Raw genomic sequence first — 17473 nt, 5'->3', positions numbered from 1 at the left:
CAAGCTCGCTCCCACAGGGATCTTCAGTGAACAACGATCAAATGTGGGAGCGAGCTTGCTCGCGACAGCGTCAGCCCAGGCAAAGCCAATATTCAGGGATACTCAAGCACCGCCTTGATCCGCGGCAAATTCCCCTCGATCCACCCCCGATCGATCGCCCCCCAATCGCGAATCCGATACCGCCCGGCATGGTTGCGAGCGCCGTCCTCTTGCTCGAACTCACAAACGATATCCAGGTCAGCCAGCGCGGCGATGGTGTCCTGGGCAGTGCGCCGTGGCATGCCGGTGGCCTCGGTGAGGGCCGGGACGTTGCTGGCGACACCGCTGTCGATCAGGTAAGCCACGTACAAGCGACGGTAGAAGCTGGTCTTGGTCTTGCTGACATCCATTCGGTCATTCCTTGTGGGGTTGCAGGTCCCGCCAGGTCAGGTACACCCGCAGGTCGAATTCCAACTGGTGATACCCCGGCAGCATGTGCTCGCAGAGTTGGTAGAACGCCTTGTTGTGGTCCGACTCCTTGAAGTGCGCCAACTCGTGCACCACGATCATCTTCAGGAACTCGGGCGCCGCGTCCTTGAACAACGCAGCGATGCGGATTTCCTTCTTGGCCTTGAGCTTGCCGCCCTGCACCCGCGACACCGCGGTATGCAGGCCGAGGGCGCGGTGGGTCAGGTCCAGGCGACTGTCGAACAGCACCTTGTCGATGGCTGGCGCGTTACGCAAGTACTGCTGCTTGAGGTCCAGCGCATAACCGTACAGGGCCTTGTCGCTCTGGATCGGATGTCGGCCCGGATAGCGCTGTTGCAGGTAATCGCCCAGTCGGTCCTGGGCGATCAATTGCTGCACTTGGGCTTGCAGGGCGGCGGGGTAGGCCTGGAGGTATTTGAGCGCGGTCATCAAGGGGCAACACAGTCACAAGAGGCCGCCAGTGTAGCGAATTCAAGCCTGCACCGCGCTCCAGTCGAACGGCGTGGCGAAGGCATCGGTGTCTTCGGCCATCAAGGGCCGCGCCACGAGGAACCCCTGCACGTACTCACAGCCATGGGCCTGCAGCCACTCATATTGCTCGCGGGTTTCCACCCCTTCGGCGATCACCCGCAAGCCCAATTGTCCACACAGGTCGATCACCGAGGCGGCCAACGCGGCATCCCGGGGCGATCCCGGTACGCGGGCGATCAAGTGCCGGTCGAGCTTGAGGGTATCGAGCTCAAGGTCACGCAGATGCGTCAGCGAACAGGGCCCCGAACCAAAGTCATCCAATGCAACCCGCACTCCGAGGTGACGCAGCAGTCGCAGTTGCTTGTGGGTTTCATCGGGATTGCGCATCAGCGCATCCTCGGTCACCTCCACCTCCAGTTGCCGGGGCTTCAAGGCATGGCGTTCCAAGACCTGGCGCAACTCGGTCACCAGGTTGGGCATGCCGAACTGGGTGCTACTCAGGCTCACCCCCAACACCAGGTCGTCAGCGAACAAGCGTTCCCAGACTTTGCGCTGGGCGGCGCTGCGATGATAAATCCAGCTGCCCAGCCGGCTGATCAACCGCGCCTCTTCCAGCAAGGGCAGGAACAGGCCCGGCGGAACATCACCGACGCTGGGGTGCTGCCAGCGCAACAGCGCCTCGAACCCGCGGATCCGCCCATCGATGATGCTTACCTGCGGCTGGTAGACCATATTGAAATCGCGGTTCTCGATGGCCGAGCGCACGCTCTCTTCCAGCATCAGCCGTGAACGGGCTCGACCGTTCATTTCATGATCGTAAAAACGGTATTGCTGGCGGCCGGCACGCTTGGCTTCGTACATGGCGATGTCGGACGCCCGCAGCAACCCATCGAGATTGGCGCCGCAATCCGGGTACGTCGCGATGCCGATGCTGGCCCCCAGTGCGACATCCATGCCTTCGATCTGCTGGCAGATTGCGACTCGCTCGATGAGTTTCTCGGCGATCTTGGCCGCTTGCTCGGGGAACTCCAGGTCCAGCAGCGCGGTGAACTCGTCCCCGCCCAGCCGCGCCAGGATATCGAACGGACGCAGGCACGCCTTCAACTGTTCCGACACCCAGCGCAATACCCGGTCCCCGGCATCGTGCCCCAGCGAGTCATTGACCCGCTTGAAGCCATCGAGGTCCAGGTACAGCAACACCCAGTTGCTTTCCAGGCGCTCGCTGCGCATCAACAGGTTTTCGGCGGTCTGGTAGAACCCCCGGCGGTTGAGCAAACCGGTCAGCGGGTCCGTGACAGCCTGGTATTCGAGTTGCTGATGCAAGTGGCGAACCACGGACATGTCCTGGAGTGTCACCACCATCGCCTTCTGCTCCGACGGCAACGGCGCACAGGACAAGGCCACCGACACCTGCTGGCCGGGCGCCGTGCGCAGGACCGCGTCATGCAATCGCCAGGTTTCACCCCGACGATAGGCGTTGTGGATATCGGAATCGAGCCACTCGGGGATATGCGGTTTCTGCAGGAAATCCAGGAACGGCATGCCCTGCAATTGCTCGGCGGTGGCATTGAGCAAGCGGCAGGTAGAGGGGTTGGCGAAGCGGATACAGCCATTCTCGTCCACCACCAGGATGCCTTCGGCGGCGTTGTCCAGCACCGAGGCATTGAAGGCCCTGGCCGCTTCGAGATCCTGGCTCAGGCGCTGCAAGGCCCGGCGATTGCGCTGGTGCTCGAGCAGCGCCTGGACCTTGGGCTTGAGGATTTGCGGATCGAAGGGTTTGAACAGGTAATCCACGGCGCCACTGGCGTAGCCCTTGATGACCGCGTCCTGGGATTGCTCGTTGGCCGTCAGGAAAATGATCGGCGTGAGCCGCGTGCGCTGGCTACCGCGCATCAGGCGCGCCACTTCGAAACCGTCCATGTCCGGCATCTGCACATCCAGCAGAACCAGGTCGATGTCGTGTTCAAGCAGCAGGTTAAGCGCCTCGACCCCCGAGGACGCGGTCATGACTTGCCAATCCTGACGCTGCAACAAGGCTCGCATGCTGAGCAGGTTTTCAGGGTAATCATCAACAATCAAAAGGACAGAGCTGTCTTCGCCGAGCGGTGGTTGCGCGCATTCCATGCTGCTTCTCTTATCGGGCGCCACGTCCGTTTTTACGTAGCAAAGCGGACAAATACTGTCCCCTCACTCTAGACCGGGATTGTGAAAAGCAGTAGGTGTCAACGCGCCATCATCCAGGCAAAGCCCGAAATAGCCGACTAACGGTCACCCTCCTCGGGCACAAAAGCTGCACAGACAACTTCGACGGACAATTGACGTCAGCCATCCGCCGAAGGGTTGCCAGCCAGTTTCTTCCGTCGCTCACCCGTACGCCCCGAAAAGACCGGCCTAGAGCCTTGCTTTGTGGTGTGCAGCTTTTTCATCGAGTGACATAGGATCCCCGCCATGATCGATCTCTCAACCTGGAACCTGAGCATCCCCGAAGGCAGCCCTCCGGCCACCATCGAAACCTCTCAACTCGTGCAAGGGTTCCAGGACCAGTATTTCCACTCCGATTCCGGCACGGTTTTTTTCTGGGCACCGGTAACCGGCGCCACGACCACTAATGCTATTTATCCGCGCAGTGAACTTCGTGAAACCTATAGCAACGGCACCTTGCGCAATTGGCTGTACCCAGCGGCGGACAACAAGCTGGCTGCCACCCTGGCCGTCAGCCAGGTGCCCAGCACCGGCAAGGTCGTGATTGGTCAGATCCATGCCAAGGACAGCACCAGCCCCATGGTGAAGCTGGAATACCAATATAAAACCTACAGCTCCACCGGCAACATTGTCGCCAAGGTACGCATGCGCCCGGACGATGAAACAGGCCAGGTCATCACCATCGCCACGGGCATCAAACTGAATCAATCCTTCTCTTACCTGATCCATCTCAGCCCCGCAGGCGTCCTGACCATCAATGGCGCGGGTTACCAGTGGAGCTCCCCCATCAGCTCCACTTGGAGCGACAAGCCGCTGTACTTCAAGGCGGGCGTGTACGTGCAGGACAACACCGGTTATCCCACCGAAGGCGGAACCGTGACGTTCAGCCTGCTGGATATCGATCACATCTAGGCGCTTTGCGTGACGCCAGGGCAGCAACGGAATGCTGCCCGCCCAACGCGACACTATCGATGCGCCATAGTTCAGATCTAGCTCAAAACTGCCGACTAACGGTCACCCATCCAGGCATAGATGCTGCAATTGACATATTCGACGGTCAATTGACGTCAAACATCCGCCGGATGGTTACTCAAAAAGACCCCTTCCTGCGTGATCAACACATTCCAAATGCTCGGAGTAGAGCCTCCCGCTTTGGTACTCAGCACTTTTACGCCCGTTACGCAGGATCCGACCATGATCGATCTCAACACTTGGAACTTGAGCATTCCCGAAGGCAGCCCCGCCACCACCATCGAAACGCCTCGGCTGACCCAAGGGTTCAAGGATGAATATTTCCACTCCGACACCGGCACGCTGTTCTTCTGGGCGCCGGTGACCGGCACCAAGACCGCAAACGCGATCTACCCACGCAGCGAACTGCGCGAAACCTACAGCGACGGCACCCTGCGCAACTGGTTGTACCCGGCGGCGGACAACACCCTGCGTGCCGCCGTCAGCGTCAACCAGGTGCCCAGCTCCGGCAAGATCGTGATCGGTCAGATCCACACCAAAGACAGCACCAGCCCCATGGTGAAACTGGAGTACCAGTACAAAACCTACAGCTCCACCGGCAACATCGTCGCCAAGGTGCGCATCCGCCCCGACGACGAAACCGGTCAAGTCATCACCATCGCCACCGGCGTTAAGCTCAACCAGAGCTTTACCTACATGATCCACCTCAGCCCGAAGGGCGCACTGGGCATCAGTGCGGCAGGCTACAACTGGAGAACCACTGTCGACCCTACCTGGAAGGTCAAACCGCTGTATTTCAAAGCGGGCGTCTACGTTCAGGACAACACCGGCTACACCACCGAAGGCGGCAAAGTGACGTTCAGCCTGCTGGAAATCAAACACGCCACCCTTTGAGCGCTCCCCCGCCCGCATTAGCAGCATGGAACGCTGCTATCGACCCACCTTCGAAGCACCCATTCAGGGTGTTTTTTTGTCCGCGCGTGGCGAAAGAGTCAAATAGCCATCGCACAAGGTTCCGAAAAAAATCGGAATAGTCGACCAACGGTCGTTTGTCTCGGGCACAAAAGCGACAAACGCAACTCTGACGGACTGTTGACGCCAACCCTCCGCCAGACGAACGTGCCAAACATTCGCCTGCACCCCCTTCTGGCCTCAGCAAAAGCGCGTCTTAGAGCCTCCGGCTGTGGCGTAAATCATTTCTTCTTCTCAGAAAGGATCCGAACATGGTCGATCTTGCAACCTGGAACCTGAGCATCCCCGAAGGCAGTCCGCCGAAAACCATCGAAACCCCTCGGCTGGTGGATGGGTTCCAGGACAAATATTTCAACTCCGAAGGCAGCACGGTGTATTTCTGGTCACCGGTGACCGGCACCAAGACTGAAAACGCGATCTACCCGCGCAGCGAATTGCGTGAGACCTACAAAGACGGCACCTTGCGCAACTGGCTGTACCCCGATGCCGACAACCAATTGCGTGCAAAGCTGGTCGTCAGCCAGGTACCCAGTAGCGGCAAGATCGTGATCGGTCAGATTCATGCCAAGGACAGCAGCAAACCCTTGGTGAAGTTGGAATACCAATACAAGGATGCCACCAGCACCGGGGACATCGTCGCCAAGGTGCGCATGCGTCCCGATGACGACGAAGGCCGGGTCATCACCGTCGCCTCCGGCGTGAAACTCAATCAGTCCTTCAGTTACCGGATCCACCTTGATCGTACCGGCGACCTGGGCATTACTGCGGCGGGCCGCAGTTGGTACACCACCATCAGCTCCACCTGGCGGGTCAAGCCGTTGTACTTCAAGGCTGGGGTGTACGTGCAGGACAACACTGGCTACACCAGTGAAGGCGGGAAAGTGACGTTCAGCGTGCTGGATATCGATCACAACACCTGAAATTTCACTTCCGATAATCTCGTAGGAAACCCCCTCTTGTGGCGAGGGGATTTATCCCCGTTGGGCGTGAAGCAGCCCCCTCTTTCCGTCAGTCCCACCGCATGTGCCGACTTTACGGCGGCTACGCCCCCGAGCGGGAGCAAGCTCCCTCGCCACAGGGGGTTGTGGGCGTCCTACAGGTCGATTTTGGCTTCGAAAATCTCCTCTATAGTTCGGCTTGTCTGCTGGCTTTGGTCAGTGGGCAAGGGTTTCGCAGCCCGACAGAGAACAATGACTTTGCACCGCAAAATGAAAACTCAGGCAAAATTGCCGACATTCATTTTATGGCGGTTGCGCGTGGGAGGCCTTTGGGTCTGCCGGGTTTGGTCATTCTCGGTCTGCGAACCCGCGCGTAGCTGCCACCCACTTTGTTTCGCAGCAAAAAAGGTGGCAATTCTTTTTCTATAGGGAATTTCATCTATGACCACGCATCAATCGATTAACCGCTTTACGCCCTTGACCCCGATCGCCACCACACAACCTGTGCCGTTCATTGACAAGACTGCCCCGCTAACAGAGCTTCACGCCTGCGCCAGCGAACGCCTGCATGCGACCCTCGATTACCTGACGCTCATGGCCTGCGCCACCCTGCGCGATTCGGCCGCCAGCGACTTCAATACCCTCACCAATGTTGCTCGGATCCTGGTTCAGGATGTCACCGACGTGTTCGGCGTCATTGAACAGCGTGGGCTCGAAGACCAATAAAGCCCTCCCGGTGGGAGATGATCCCCTGTGGGAGCGAGCTTGCTCGCGATAGCGCTGGGTCAGTGATAGGGATGTTGGCTGACACAGCGCTATCAGGATCTGTGTGTATATCCGTTTTCTTTGCAACGGCCGCTTATGGTTTCGCCCTTACGGCGAGTCACTTTCGAAAAGCCCGGAAGCCGGCCCAGTCGAAAGTAACCAAAACGCTCCTGCCCCACCACTTGGTGCCTCGCCCAGGCTCGTCATGCCTGAACGAAGGCATTGCTCCGTGGGCCCGCCGCGAAGGGCCATCCATGGCCCAGCGCGGCTAACCCGGCATCCATGCCGGGTTGCCCACTCCACAATGCCTGCGTTCGGCCAGCGTGGTTAACGGGGCGCCGAGTTCAAGAACCTTTCCGAGGCGGCCTAGTAGCCGACCTGGCTCTCCCGGTCGCACACCCATCAGATCTGTTTGAGCAGGACCTGTGGGAGCAAAGCTTGCTCGCGAGGCGGCCTGACAGCCGACCTGGTTCTCCCGGTCGTACATCAATCAGATCTGTTTGAGCAGGACCTGTGGGAGCAAAGCTTGCTCGCGAGGCGGCCTCACAGCCGACCTGGCTCTCCCGGTCGTACACCCATCAGATCTGTTTGAGCAGGACCTGTGGGAGCAAAGCTTGCTCGCGATAGCGATCGATCAGCTTGCATCAGCGCTGGATGTGCCACTGTCTTCGCGAGCAAGCTTTGCTCCCACAGATCTGACAGGTGTACAACCGCAAGAGCCAGGTCGGCTGTCAGGCCGCCTCGCGATGGACGTTGATCTCAGGCGCCCCGTCAACCATGTGTCCGGTCCGTACAGCGCTCTTCCAAAAGTGAACCGCTGTAAGGGCGGAACCATAAGCCGCCGTCACCCAAAAAACGGATATACACCCAAATCCCAAACATAAAAAAACCCGCATCACTGCGGGTTTTCTCACAACGCTAAAGCCTCAGTTGACCTTAGCGTTCAACTCACCTTTCAGATACCGCTGATACATAGCCTCCAGAGAGATCGGCTTGATCTTGGAAGCATTACCCGCAGTACCAAACGCCTCATAACGCGCAATACACACATCACGCATCGCAGTCACGGTCGCACCGAAGAACTTACGCGGATCAAACTCGCTCGGATTGGTCGCCATCAAACGACGCATCGCACCAGTAGAAGCCAGGCGCAGATCGGTATCGATGTTGACCTTGCGCACGCCGTACTTGATACCTTCGACGATTTCTTCAACCGGCACGCCGTAGGTCTCTTTGATGTCGCCACCGTACTGGTTGATGATCGCCAGCCACTCTTGTGGAACCGAGGAAGAACCGTGCATCACCAAGTGGGTGTTGGGGATGCGCTTGTGGATTTCCTTGATGCGGTCGATCGCCAGCACGTCGCCGGTTGGCGGCTTGGTGAACTTGTAGGCGCCGTGGCTGGTGCCGATGGCGATGGCCAGGGCGTCGACCTGGGTCTTCTTGACGAAGTCCGCGGCTTCTTCCGGATCGGTCAGCATCTGGCTGTGGTCCAGCACGCCTTCGGCGCCGATACCGTCTTCTTCACCAGCCATGCCGGTTTCCAACGAACCCAGGCAACCCAGTTCGCCTTCCACCGACACGCCGCAGGCGTGGGCCATGGCGACGGTCTGTTGGGTGACGCGTACGTTGTATTCGTAGTCGGTCGGGGTCTTGCCGTCTTCGCCGAGGGAACCGTCCATCATCACCGAGCTGAAACCCAGCTGGATGGAGCGCTGGCAGACGTCCGGGCTGGTGCCGTGGTCCTGGTGCATGCACACCGGGATGTGCGGGAACTCTTCGATCGCAGCCAGGATCAGGTGACGCAGGAACGGCGCGCCGGCGTATTTGCGGGCACCGGCCGAAGCCTGGACGATCACCGGAGAGTCAGTCTTGTCAGCGGCTTCCATGATGGCGCGCATCTGCTCAAGGTTGTTGACGTTAAAGGCTGGAACGCCGTAGCCGAACTCGGCTGCGTGGTCCAGCATCTGACGCATGCTGATAAGTGCCATTGTGTCTCTCTCCCGGTCGAGGGTCGTTAATCGTGCCAGCCTGCCGGAGCGGCGGCGGCTATTCAAGTCATTGCGGATCGGGGGTCGGCCCGAGCTGCGTGTTCGGTATCGCTAAACCCAGATACTGACGCAATCCCTGTGGGCGCGAGCTTGCTCGCGATGAGGGCGGCACATGCAACATCACTGTCGCCTGATACACCGCTATCGCGAGCAAGCTCGCTCCCACATTGGTTCTGTTCCAGCCTCTGGATCCGTGTGGATCAATCTTGTCACTCGGCCTTGCAGCCACGCCCAATCAAATCATTGGTGGCGACCCAATACACCAGGCCTTCCTCACCCTTGACGTGAAACGCCAGCATGTCATCGCTGTACAGTGAACCTTCAGCACCCGGCTCAAGCTTGAGGCGATAAACCTTATCGGCGCCGCCCAGGCGAACATCGACTTCCTTGTGGGCGGTGTCGGTGTAGCGCCAGAGCACTTTGGCCTCGCTGTCACAGGTCCAGGTCGTCCAACCTTCAACAGGTTCGGACGTGTGCAAAAAGTCCAACTGCGCACAACCGCCCAGCAATGCCAACGCCACGACGGCGATCAAGCCTTTCATCCGTGTTCCTCGACTGACGGCACACGCCGCCAGCCATGAGTTAAGAGTCAGACCCGTCAAGGACAACCATGTTCCTTGGTCGGGGTTTGCGTCTCGTATTTGTCCAGGCCGTCCGGTCCGGAACGCTTGTTCAGCACCGGGTTGGTCTCGGCCTGCCAGTCGGCCTGATAACAGCCGTCTTCAGGCGCCGACGTGCCGGGTTGCGGGGCCGGAGCCTGCGGGCCGCTTGAGCAGGCCACCAGCATAGTCGCCGCCAACAGCAACGGGATCGTCTTGACCATCAGAACACTCCTTTGCCTGGTCAATGCAGCTTCAGGCCTTGGCCCGGCTTTCCAGGACTTCCACGGCAGGCAACACCTTGCCTTCGACGAACTCGAGAAATGCGCCGCCACCGGTAGAAATGTAGGATATCTGCTCGGCCACGCCATATTTGTCGATCGCGGCCAGGGTGTCGCCACCACCGGCGATGGAGAACGCAGCGCTGTCGGCGATGGCCTGGGCCAGCACCTTGGTGCCGTTGCCGAACTGGTCGAACTCGAACACGCCGACCGGGCCATTCCACAGTATGGTCTTGGAAGATTTCAGCAGTTCGGCGAAGTTGGCTGCGGTTTGCGGGCCGATGTCGAGGATCATGTCGTCCTCGGCTACGTCATCGATCAGCTTGACGGTGGCGGTGGCGCTTTCAGCGAATTCCTTGGCCACGACCACGTCCACCGGCAACGGTACGCTGACCTTGGCGGCGATTTCCCGGGCGGTATCCAGCAGATCCGGTTCGTACAGGGATTTGCCGACCGGGTGACCCGCAGCGGCGAGGAACGTGTTGGCGATGCCGCCACCGACGATCAACTGGTTGCAGACCTGGCTCAGACTGTTGAGCACGTCCAGCTTGGTGGAGACCTTGGAGCCGGCGACGATGGCAGCCATCGGCTGGGCCGGGGAGCCCAGGGCCTTGCCCAGTGCGTCCAGCTCGGCAGCCAGCAACGGGCCTGCGGCAGCGACTTTGGCGAACTTCGCCACGCCATGGGTCGAACCCTCGGCGCGGTGGGCGGTGCCGAAAGCGTCCATCACGAACACGTCGCACAGGGCGGCGTATTGCTGGGCCAGTTCGTCAGCGTTCTTTTTCTCGCCCTTGTTGAAGCGCACGTTTTCGAACAGCACGACATCGCCGGCCTTCACGTCCACGCCGCCCAGGTAGTCAGCGACCAATGGCACTTCGCGGCCCAGGGCACGGCTCAGGTAATCGGCCACAGGCTTGAGGCTGTTTTCCGCCGAGAACTCGCCTTCGGTCGGACGGCCCAGGTGGGAGCAGACCATCACGGCCGCACCTTTTTCCAGGGCCAGCTTGATGGTCGGCAGCGAAGCCAGGATACGCGCGTCGCTGGTGACAACACCGTCCTTGACGGGGACGTTGAGGTCTTCGCGGATCAGTACGCGCTTACCTTGCAGATCGAGGTCGGACATCTTCAACACGGTCATGGGTCGCAATTCCTGGGTAACTGTTTAGAGAGCAGGTTTTTTAGAAGCGGTTTGCAGGTAATGCTCGGCAACGTCCAGCATTCGGTTGGCAAACCCCCATTCGTTGTCGAACCAGGCCAGGATGTTCACAAGCCGCGGCCCGGAAACACGGGTCTGGCTGGCATCGACGATGGCCGAATGTGGGTCATGGTTAAAATCACAACTGGCATGAGGCAACTCGGTGTAGGCCAGAAGGCCTTTGAGCGGACCGTTGGTGGCGGCTTCGCGCAGGATCCGGTTGACCTCGGTGGCGTCGGTATCGCTCACGGTCTGCATCGTAATGTCGAGGCAGGACACGTTGACCGTCGGCACCCGCACGGCTTTGGCCTGAATTCGCCCCGCAAGTTCCGGCAACAGCCGTTCGATGCCGCGCGCCAGACCAGTGGACACCGGAATCACCGATTGGAACGCCGAACGGGTGCGGCGCAAGTCCTCATGATGGTAGGCGTCGATCACCGGCTGGTCGTTCATCGCCGAGTGAATGGTGGTGATCGACACATATTCCAGGCCAATGGCTTGGTCCAGCAGGCGCAACAGCGGCACGCCGCAGTTGGTGGTGCAGGACGCGTTGGACACCAGCAGCTCTTCGCCGGTCAGGCAATCCTGGTTCACGCCATAGACGATAGTGGCGTCCACGTCCACTTCACTGGCCATTGGCTGGGAGAACAGCACCCGTGGCGCGCCGGCAGCGAGAAAACGCTGGCCGTCTTCGCGGGTGTGGTAGGCGCCGGAGCATTCGAGCACCAGATCGACGTCCAGGGACGCCCAGTCGATGCCTTCGGGGGTGGCACTGCGCAGGACCTTCACGCAGTCGCCATTGATATGCAGACAATCGCCCTCGACCCGCACTTCGCCGGGGAACCGGCCGTGGGTGGAGTCAAAGCGTGTCAGGTATTCGATGCTGGCCATGTCGGCCAGATCATTGATCGCCACAATTTCGAAACCAGCCTTGGCCCCTCGCTCGAACAACGCACGCAAGACGCAACGACCTATCCGGCCGTAGCCGTTGAGTGCAACTTTGTAGGGACGCGGTTGGGGCATGGGGGGTTCTCTGACCAGAGTGAATCCATGGAGTACAGCGCTGAATGTTCCGCAGTCATCGCGGGCAAGCCTTGCTCCCACAGACTGGCACTTTCCCAGTGGGGGTATGCACATCCTGTGGGAGCAAGGCTTGCCCGCGATAGCGTCAGAACAGGCAATACATGCCTGGACTTAGTCTTCCAGCAGCTCTTCAGCCTGACCCAGGATGTTTTCCAGGGTGAAGCCGAATTCCTCGAACAGCGCCGGCGCAGGTGCCGATTCGCCGTAGGTGGTCATGCCGATCACGCGGCCTTCCAGGCCCACGTACTTGTACCAGTAATCAGCGTGAGCAGCCTCGATGGCGATCCGCGCACTGACCTGCAGCGGCAACACCGCTTGCTTGTAGCCAGCATCCTGGGCGTCGAACACGCTGGTGCAAGGCATGGACACTACGCGTACGTTGCGGCCCTGCTCGGTCAGCTTGTCGTAGGCCTGGACGGCCAGGCCGACTTCGGAACCGGTGGCGATCAGGATCAGTTCAGGCTCGCCGATGCAGTCCTTGAGCACGTAGCCGCCGCGAGTGATGTCACCGATCTGGTCGGCATCGCGGTTCTGGTGCTGCAGGTTCTGGCGGGAGAAGATCAGCGCCGACGGGCCGTCGTTACGCTCGATGGCGTACTTCCACGCCACTGCCGATTCCACGGCATCGCATGGGCGCCAGGTGTCCAGGTTCGGCGTGCAACGCAGGCTCGCCAGTTGCTCGATCGGCTGGTGAGTCGGGCCGTCTTCGCCCAGGCCGATGGAGTCGTGGGTGAACACATACAGGATGCGTTTTTTCATCAGCGCCGACATGCGCACGGCATTGCGGGCGTATTCCATGAACATCAGGAAGGTCGCGCCGTAAGGCACCAGGCCGCCGTGCAGCGCCACGCCGTTCATGATCGCGCTCATGCCGAACTCGCGAACGCCGTAGTACATGTAGTTGCCGCTGGCATCTTCAGCGCTGACGCCTTTGCAGCCTTTCCACAGGGTCAGGTTGGAACCGGCCAGGTCGGCCGAACCGCCCAGCAGCTCCGGCAGCAATGGGCCGAAGGCGTTCAGGGTGTTCTGGCTGGCCTTGCGGCTGGCGATGGTTTCGCCCTTGGCGGCGACTTCAGCGATGTACGCCGAGGCTTTTTCGGCGAAGTCGGCCGGCAGCTCGCCGCTGAGGCGACGCACCAGCTCGTTTGCCAGTTCAGGGAATTCGGCGGAATACGCGGCAAAACGCTGGTCCCATTCGGCTTCGAGCGCGCGGCCTTTTTCCTTGGCATCCCACTCGGCATAAATGTCGGCCGGGATTTCGAACGGGCCATGGTTCCACTTCAACGCGGCGCGGGTCAGGGCGATTTCCTCGGCACCCAGCGGCGCGCCGTGGCAGTCTTCCTTGCCTTGCTTGTTCGGCGAGCCAAAACCGATGGTGGTCTTGCAGCAGATCAGGGTCGGCTGGGCGCTTTTGCGGGCGGTCTCGATGGCGGTCTTGATCTCTTCCGGATCGTGGCCGTCGACATTGCGGATCACCAGCCAGTTGTAGGCTTCGAAGCGCTTGGGGGTGTCGTCGGTGAACCAGCCTTCGACTTCGCCATCGATGGAGATGCCGTTGTCGTCATAGAAAGCGATCAGCTTGTCCAGGCCCAGAGTGCCGGCCAGGGAGGCGACTTCATGGGAAATGCCTTCCATCATGCAGCCATCACCCAGGAATACGTAGGTGTGGTGGTCGACGACGTTATGACCTGGGCGGTTGAATTGCGCTGCCAGGACTTTTTCCGCCAGGGCAAAACCCACGGCGTTGGCCAGGCCTTGGCCCAATGGACCGGTGGTGGTTTCCACGCCTGGGGTGTAGCCGTATTCCGGGTGGCCCGGGGTGCGGCTGTGCAGTTGGCGGAAGTTTTTCAGGTCATCGATCGACAGGTCGTAGCCGGTCAGGTGCAGCAGCGAGTAGATCAACATCGAGCCGTGACCGTTGGACAGTACGAAACGGTCACGGTCGGCGAAAGCTGGGTTGCTCGGGCTGTGCTTGAGGTAGTCGCGCCAAAGCACCTCGGCGATATCCGCCATACCCATGGGGGCACCGGGATGGCCGCTGTTGGCTTTCTGCACGGCATCCATGCTGAGGGCACGAATGGCATTGGCACGCTCACGACGGCTGGGCATCGCTGTTCTCCTGCGGGTATTGAATCGAGAATGAATAAAAATGGAACTGAAAAAAGGCGAGCATTTTCCCTCACCCACCCACCCCGGGGCAATGACAGATAGTCATCCTTGGGCGTTTTTCCGGTGGATAAAGTCGCATTCGCCAGGTGAAACCTTTCCGCTGATGGCTTGTAGAGTCAAGCACAGGTTGGGAAGTGCCATTTATCCAGCAATATCAAAACTTTTTGATATTGAACTTGCGATGATCGAAACCCCTCACTAGACTGCCGCACTATGAACTTACCTGCGCCTTCCATTCGCCATGACGACTGCGATGAGCTGGCGGCCCTTTGCAAGGCCGGCGGCGATCCGTTGCGGCTCAATGTATTGCGCGCCCTGGCCAACGACTCGTTCGGCGTGCTGGAGCTGGCGCAGATCTTCGGCATCGGCCAGTCCGGCATGAGCCACCACCTCAAGGTCCTGGCCCAGGCTGACCTGGTGGCGACCCGCCGCGAAGGCAACGCCATTTTCTATCGCCGCGCCCTGCCCCACACCGACCTGTTGGGCGGCAAGCTGCACACGGCGCTGCTGGACGAAGTGGACGCGCTGAACCTTCCGACGGACGTACAGGCTCGCATCGCCCAGGTACACGGGCAACGGGCCGCCGCCAGCCAGGATTTTTTCGCACGGGTCGCCGAGAAATTTCGCGCCCAGCAAGACCTGATCGCCGGGCTGCCGCAATACCGCGAAAGCGTCGTGGCGCTGCTCGACAAACTAAGCTTCGAAGCCACGGCCACGGCGATTGAAGTCGGCCCCGGTGATGGTGCTTTCCTGCCGGAGCTGGCGCGGCGTTTCAGCCAGGTGACGGCGTTGGACAACAGCCCGGCCATGCTCGAACTGGCGCGCCAGGTGTGTGAACGCGAGGCCCTGGCTAACGTCAGCCTGCAACTGGCCGATGCTCTGGATGGCATGAGCCTGCAGGCCGACTGCGTTGTCTTGAACATGGTGCTGCATCATTTCGCCGCGCCGGCCGATGCACTCAGACACATGGCCGGCATGCTGCAACCGGGCGGCAGCCTGCTGGTGACGGAGTTATGCAGCCACAACCAGAGCTGGGCCAGGGAGGCCTGCGGCGATCTCTGGCTCGGATTTGAACAGGACGACCTGGCCCGCTGGGCCACCGCTGCGGGTCTCGTGCCCGGGGAAAGCCTCTATGTAGGCTTACGTAATGGTTTCCAGATCCAGGTTCGCCACTTTCAGCGGCCGACTGGCGACACTCACCAACGGTAACTTGTAGGAAAACATCGAGATGAGCGAATACTCCCTTTTCACCTCCGAGTCCGTGTCTGAAGGGCATCCGGACAAAATCGCCGACCAGATTTCTGATGCGGTGCTGGACGCCATCATTGCTGAAGACAAGTTCGCCCGCGTGGCGTGCGAGACTCTGGTGAAAACGGGCGTGGCGATCATCGCCGGCGAAGTCACCACGTCGGCCTGGGTCGACCTGGAGCAGATCGTCCGCGACGTGATCCTGGGCATTGGCTACAACAGCTCCGACGTCGGCTTCGACGGCGCGACCTGTGGCGTGATGAACATCATTGGCAAGCAGTCCCCCGACATCAACCAAGGCGTTGATCGGGCCAAGCCTGAAGACCAGGGTGCCGGCGACCAGGGCCTGATGTTCGGCTACGCCAGCAACGAGACCGACGTGCTGATGCCGGCCCCGATCACCTTCTCGCACCAGTTGGTTCAACGCCAGGCCGAGGCCCGTAAATCCGGACTGCTGCCTTGGCTGCGCCCGGACGCCAAGTCCCAGGTGACCTGCCGTTACGAAGGCGGCAAGGTGGTGGGTATCGATGCCGTTGTCCTGTCGACCCAGCACAACCCAGAAGTGTCCTACAAAGACCTGCGCGAAGGCGTGATGGAACTGATCGTCAAGCACGTGCTGCCTGCCGAGCTGCTGTCCAAGGACACCCAGTTTCACATCAACCCGACTGGCCAATTCATCATCGGCGGCCCGGTGGGCGACTGCGGCCTGACCGGTCGCAAGATCATCGTCGACAGCTACGGCGGCATGGCTCGTCACGGCGGCGGCGCGTTCTCCGGCAAGGACCCATCGAAGGTTGACCGTTCGGCGGCCTACGCCGGCCGTTATGTCGCCAAGAACATCGTCGCCGCCGGCCTGGCCGAGCGCTGCGAGATCCAGGTTTCCTACGCCATTGGCGTGGCCCAGCCTACGTCGATCTCGCTGAATACCTTCGGCACCGGCAAGATCAGCGATGACAAGATCATCAACCTGGTCCGTGAAGTGTTCGACCTGCGTCCGTACGCCATCACTACCATGCTCGACCTGCTGCACCCGATGTACCAGGACACTGCAGCCTATGGCCACTTCGGTCGTACGCCGCAGACCAAGACCGTGGGTGACGATACCTTCACCACGTTCACCTGGGAAAAAACCGACCGCGCCGACTCCCTGCGCGCCGCTGCCGGCCTGTAATACCCGCGTGTAAAGAAAAGCCCCTGGCGACCGGGTCGCCAGGGGCTTTTTCATGCCAGGCTCTTGAGGCGAGAGAATTTATCTGTGGGAGCAAGGCTTGCCCGCGATGAGGACAACGCGGTCCCTGCGGTAACGAGGTGCCTGTATCGCGGGCAAGCCTTGCTCCCACAAAATCCCCTCGTCATGGCGCTCAAGTCCGCCGCGCCACCAGCAAAAACGAAGCCGCACTGGCCAGCAGTCCCGCACACATCCGATTGAACAGGCGCTTGCCACTAGGCCGGGCGAACAGCCGTCGCGCGTAAATGCCCATGTAGCAATACAGGCCGATGGCGATGCACTCCAGTGCCAGGAACAAACCTCCCAGCACGGCAAATTGTTGGGTGACGGTGCCTGTACGGTCGACAAATTGCGGCAGGAACGCGGTAAACAACAGGATCGCCTTCGGATTGCCGATCGCCACCAGGAACTCCTGACGCGCCAGGCCGGCCCGGCTCATCGACGCGACCGCGGCTTCACTGCCGGCCTCAGGCTGGGCCCGCCACAATTGCACGGCCAAATAGAACAGGTAGCCGGCACCGACGAGCTTGATCCCCAGGAACAGCAACTCCGAGGTGTGCAGCACGGCGGTGAGCCCCACCGCTGCCAGGGCGATCATGATCGCAAACGCCAGCAATCGACCAATGCCGCCACTGCACGCCCGGACGAAGCCATAACGCGAGGCGTTACTGATGGACAGCAGGTTGTTCGGCCCCGGCGCCATGTTCAGCGCAAAGCAGGCCGGGATGAAAACAGCGAGCGTCGACAGTTCCATCGGGAGCATTCCAGGCAGCGGCGAATCGAAAGCCCATTCTGCGCCGGCCGTTGATGAGGGCAAGACACAGTTGCACG

Annotated in this window: 17 protein-coding genes; 7 read left to right on the top strand and 10 right to left on the bottom strand. The window is 60.4% G+C overall.

Annotated features, from left to right (window positions below; all coding sequences use genetic code 11):
* Positions 1 to 92 precede the first annotated feature (92 nt).
* From F7R20_RS24755 to F7R20_RS24745, 3 genes are read right to left on the bottom strand one after another with little or no spacing between them, the layout of a single operon-like run.
* Positions 93 to 389, bottom strand: a complete 297-nt coding sequence (locus F7R20_RS24755) for a winged helix-turn-helix domain-containing protein (protein ID WP_003206375.1) — start codon at positions 387 to 389, stop codon at positions 93 to 95.
* A gap of 4 nt (positions 390 to 393) precedes the next feature.
* Positions 394 to 897, bottom strand: a complete 504-nt coding sequence (locus F7R20_RS24750) for a M48 metallopeptidase family protein (RefSeq protein WP_003206376.1) — start codon at positions 895 to 897, stop codon at positions 394 to 396.
* Between the two features lie 42 nt (positions 898 to 939).
* Positions 940 to 3063, bottom strand: coding sequence for a putative bifunctional diguanylate cyclase/phosphodiesterase (locus F7R20_RS24745; protein WP_003206379.1), 2124 nt, complete (start codon positions 3061 to 3063; stop codon positions 940 to 942).
* 324 nt (positions 3064 to 3387) lie between these two features.
* Here F7R20_RS24745 and F7R20_RS24740 point away from each other — a divergent pair, with 324 nt between their 5' ends.
* The 4 genes from F7R20_RS24740 to F7R20_RS24725 all read left to right on the top strand — a co-directional run bounded on the left by F7R20_RS24740 (position 3388) and on the right by F7R20_RS24725 (position 6749).
* The gene (locus tag F7R20_RS24740) at positions 3388 to 4053 is read left to right on the top strand and encodes a polysaccharide lyase family 7 protein (protein WP_003206381.1); all 666 of its coding nucleotides are present in this window, start codon (positions 3388 to 3390) and stop codon (positions 4051 to 4053) included.
* A 282-nt stretch (positions 4054 to 4335) separates the two neighbouring features.
* A complete protein-coding gene (locus F7R20_RS24735) occupies positions 4336 to 5007 on the top strand; it encodes a polysaccharide lyase family 7 protein (protein ID WP_033028157.1) in 672 nt (223 codons plus the stop codon).
* A gap of 329 nt (positions 5008 to 5336) precedes the next feature.
* Complete coding sequence (locus tag F7R20_RS24730; protein ID WP_003206385.1) at positions 5337 to 6005, top strand: polysaccharide lyase family 7 protein; 669 nt, start codon at positions 5337 to 5339, stop codon at positions 6003 to 6005.
* Between the two features lie 459 nt (positions 6006 to 6464).
* Complete coding sequence (locus F7R20_RS24725; protein WP_003206386.1) at positions 6465 to 6749, top strand: hypothetical protein; 285 nt, start codon at positions 6465 to 6467, stop codon at positions 6747 to 6749.
* A 965-nt stretch (positions 6750 to 7714) separates the two neighbouring features.
* Here the strand turns inward: F7R20_RS24725 and fba are convergent.
* The 6 genes from fba to tkt form a co-directional block, all read right to left on the bottom strand.
* Positions 7715 to 8779 carry a class II fructose-bisphosphate aldolase gene (gene fba, locus F7R20_RS24710; protein WP_003177554.1) on the bottom strand — a complete coding sequence of 355 codons (1065 nt, stop codon included), beginning with the start codon at positions 8777 to 8779 and terminating at the stop codon, positions 7715 to 7717.
* A gap of 269 nt (positions 8780 to 9048) precedes the next feature.
* Entirely contained in the window at positions 9049 to 9381 is a 333-nt protein-coding gene (locus F7R20_RS24700; RefSeq protein WP_003206388.1) for an MliC family protein, read from the bottom strand.
* Between the two features lie 56 nt (positions 9382 to 9437).
* Complete coding sequence (locus tag F7R20_RS24695; protein WP_003206389.1) at positions 9438 to 9662, bottom strand: flagellar basal body L-ring protein FlgH; 225 nt, start codon at positions 9660 to 9662, stop codon at positions 9438 to 9440.
* A 31-nt stretch (positions 9663 to 9693) separates the two neighbouring features.
* A complete protein-coding gene (locus tag F7R20_RS24690; RefSeq protein WP_003206391.1) occupies positions 9694 to 10857 on the bottom strand; it encodes a phosphoglycerate kinase in 1164 nt (387 codons plus the stop codon).
* 24 nt (positions 10858 to 10881) lie between these two features.
* Complete coding sequence (gene epd, locus F7R20_RS24685) at positions 10882 to 11937, bottom strand: erythrose-4-phosphate dehydrogenase (protein ID WP_003206392.1); 1056 nt, start codon at positions 11935 to 11937, stop codon at positions 10882 to 10884.
* Between the two features lie 171 nt (positions 11938 to 12108).
* Entirely contained in the window at positions 12109 to 14106 is a 1998-nt protein-coding gene (gene tkt / locus F7R20_RS24680) for a transketolase (RefSeq protein WP_013694441.1), read from the bottom strand.
* 40 nt (positions 14107 to 14146) lie between these two features.
* On the opposite strand from tkt, the gene F7R20_RS24675 reads away from it, so the two are divergent.
* From F7R20_RS24675 to metK, 3 genes are read left to right on the top strand one after another with little or no spacing between them, the layout of a single operon-like run.
* On the top strand, positions 14147 to 14368 hold the full coding sequence (locus tag F7R20_RS24675) for a hypothetical protein (RefSeq protein ID WP_013694442.1): 222 nt from the start codon (positions 14147 to 14149) through the stop codon (positions 14366 to 14368).
* An 11-nt stretch (positions 14369 to 14379) separates the two neighbouring features.
* Positions 14380 to 15375: an ArsR/SmtB family transcription factor gene (locus tag F7R20_RS24670; protein ID WP_003206398.1), complete on the top strand. Its 996-nt coding sequence runs from the start codon at positions 14380 to 14382 to the stop codon at positions 15373 to 15375.
* A 19-nt stretch (positions 15376 to 15394) separates the two neighbouring features.
* Positions 15395 to 16585: a methionine adenosyltransferase gene (metK, locus tag F7R20_RS24665; protein WP_003206401.1), complete on the top strand. Its 1191-nt coding sequence runs from the start codon at positions 15395 to 15397 to the stop codon at positions 16583 to 16585.
* 190 nt (positions 16586 to 16775) lie between these two features.
* Here metK and F7R20_RS24660 read toward each other — a convergent pair whose 3' ends face one another.
* Positions 16776 to 17396 carry a LysE family translocator gene (locus tag F7R20_RS24660; RefSeq protein WP_003206403.1) on the bottom strand — a complete coding sequence of 207 codons (621 nt, stop codon included), beginning with the start codon at positions 17394 to 17396 and terminating at the stop codon, positions 16776 to 16778.
* Positions 17397 to 17473 lie beyond the last annotated feature (77 nt).

The sequence above is a fragment of the Pseudomonas brassicacearum subsp. brassicacearum genome (genome assembly GCF_008801605.1).
In the GTDB taxonomy this organism is placed as follows: domain Bacteria; phylum Pseudomonadota; class Gammaproteobacteria; order Pseudomonadales; family Pseudomonadaceae; genus Aquipseudomonas; species Aquipseudomonas brassicacearum.
The sequence above is the reverse complement of the archived record's forward strand: the minus strand, read 5'-3'. Positions and strand labels throughout refer to the sequence as shown.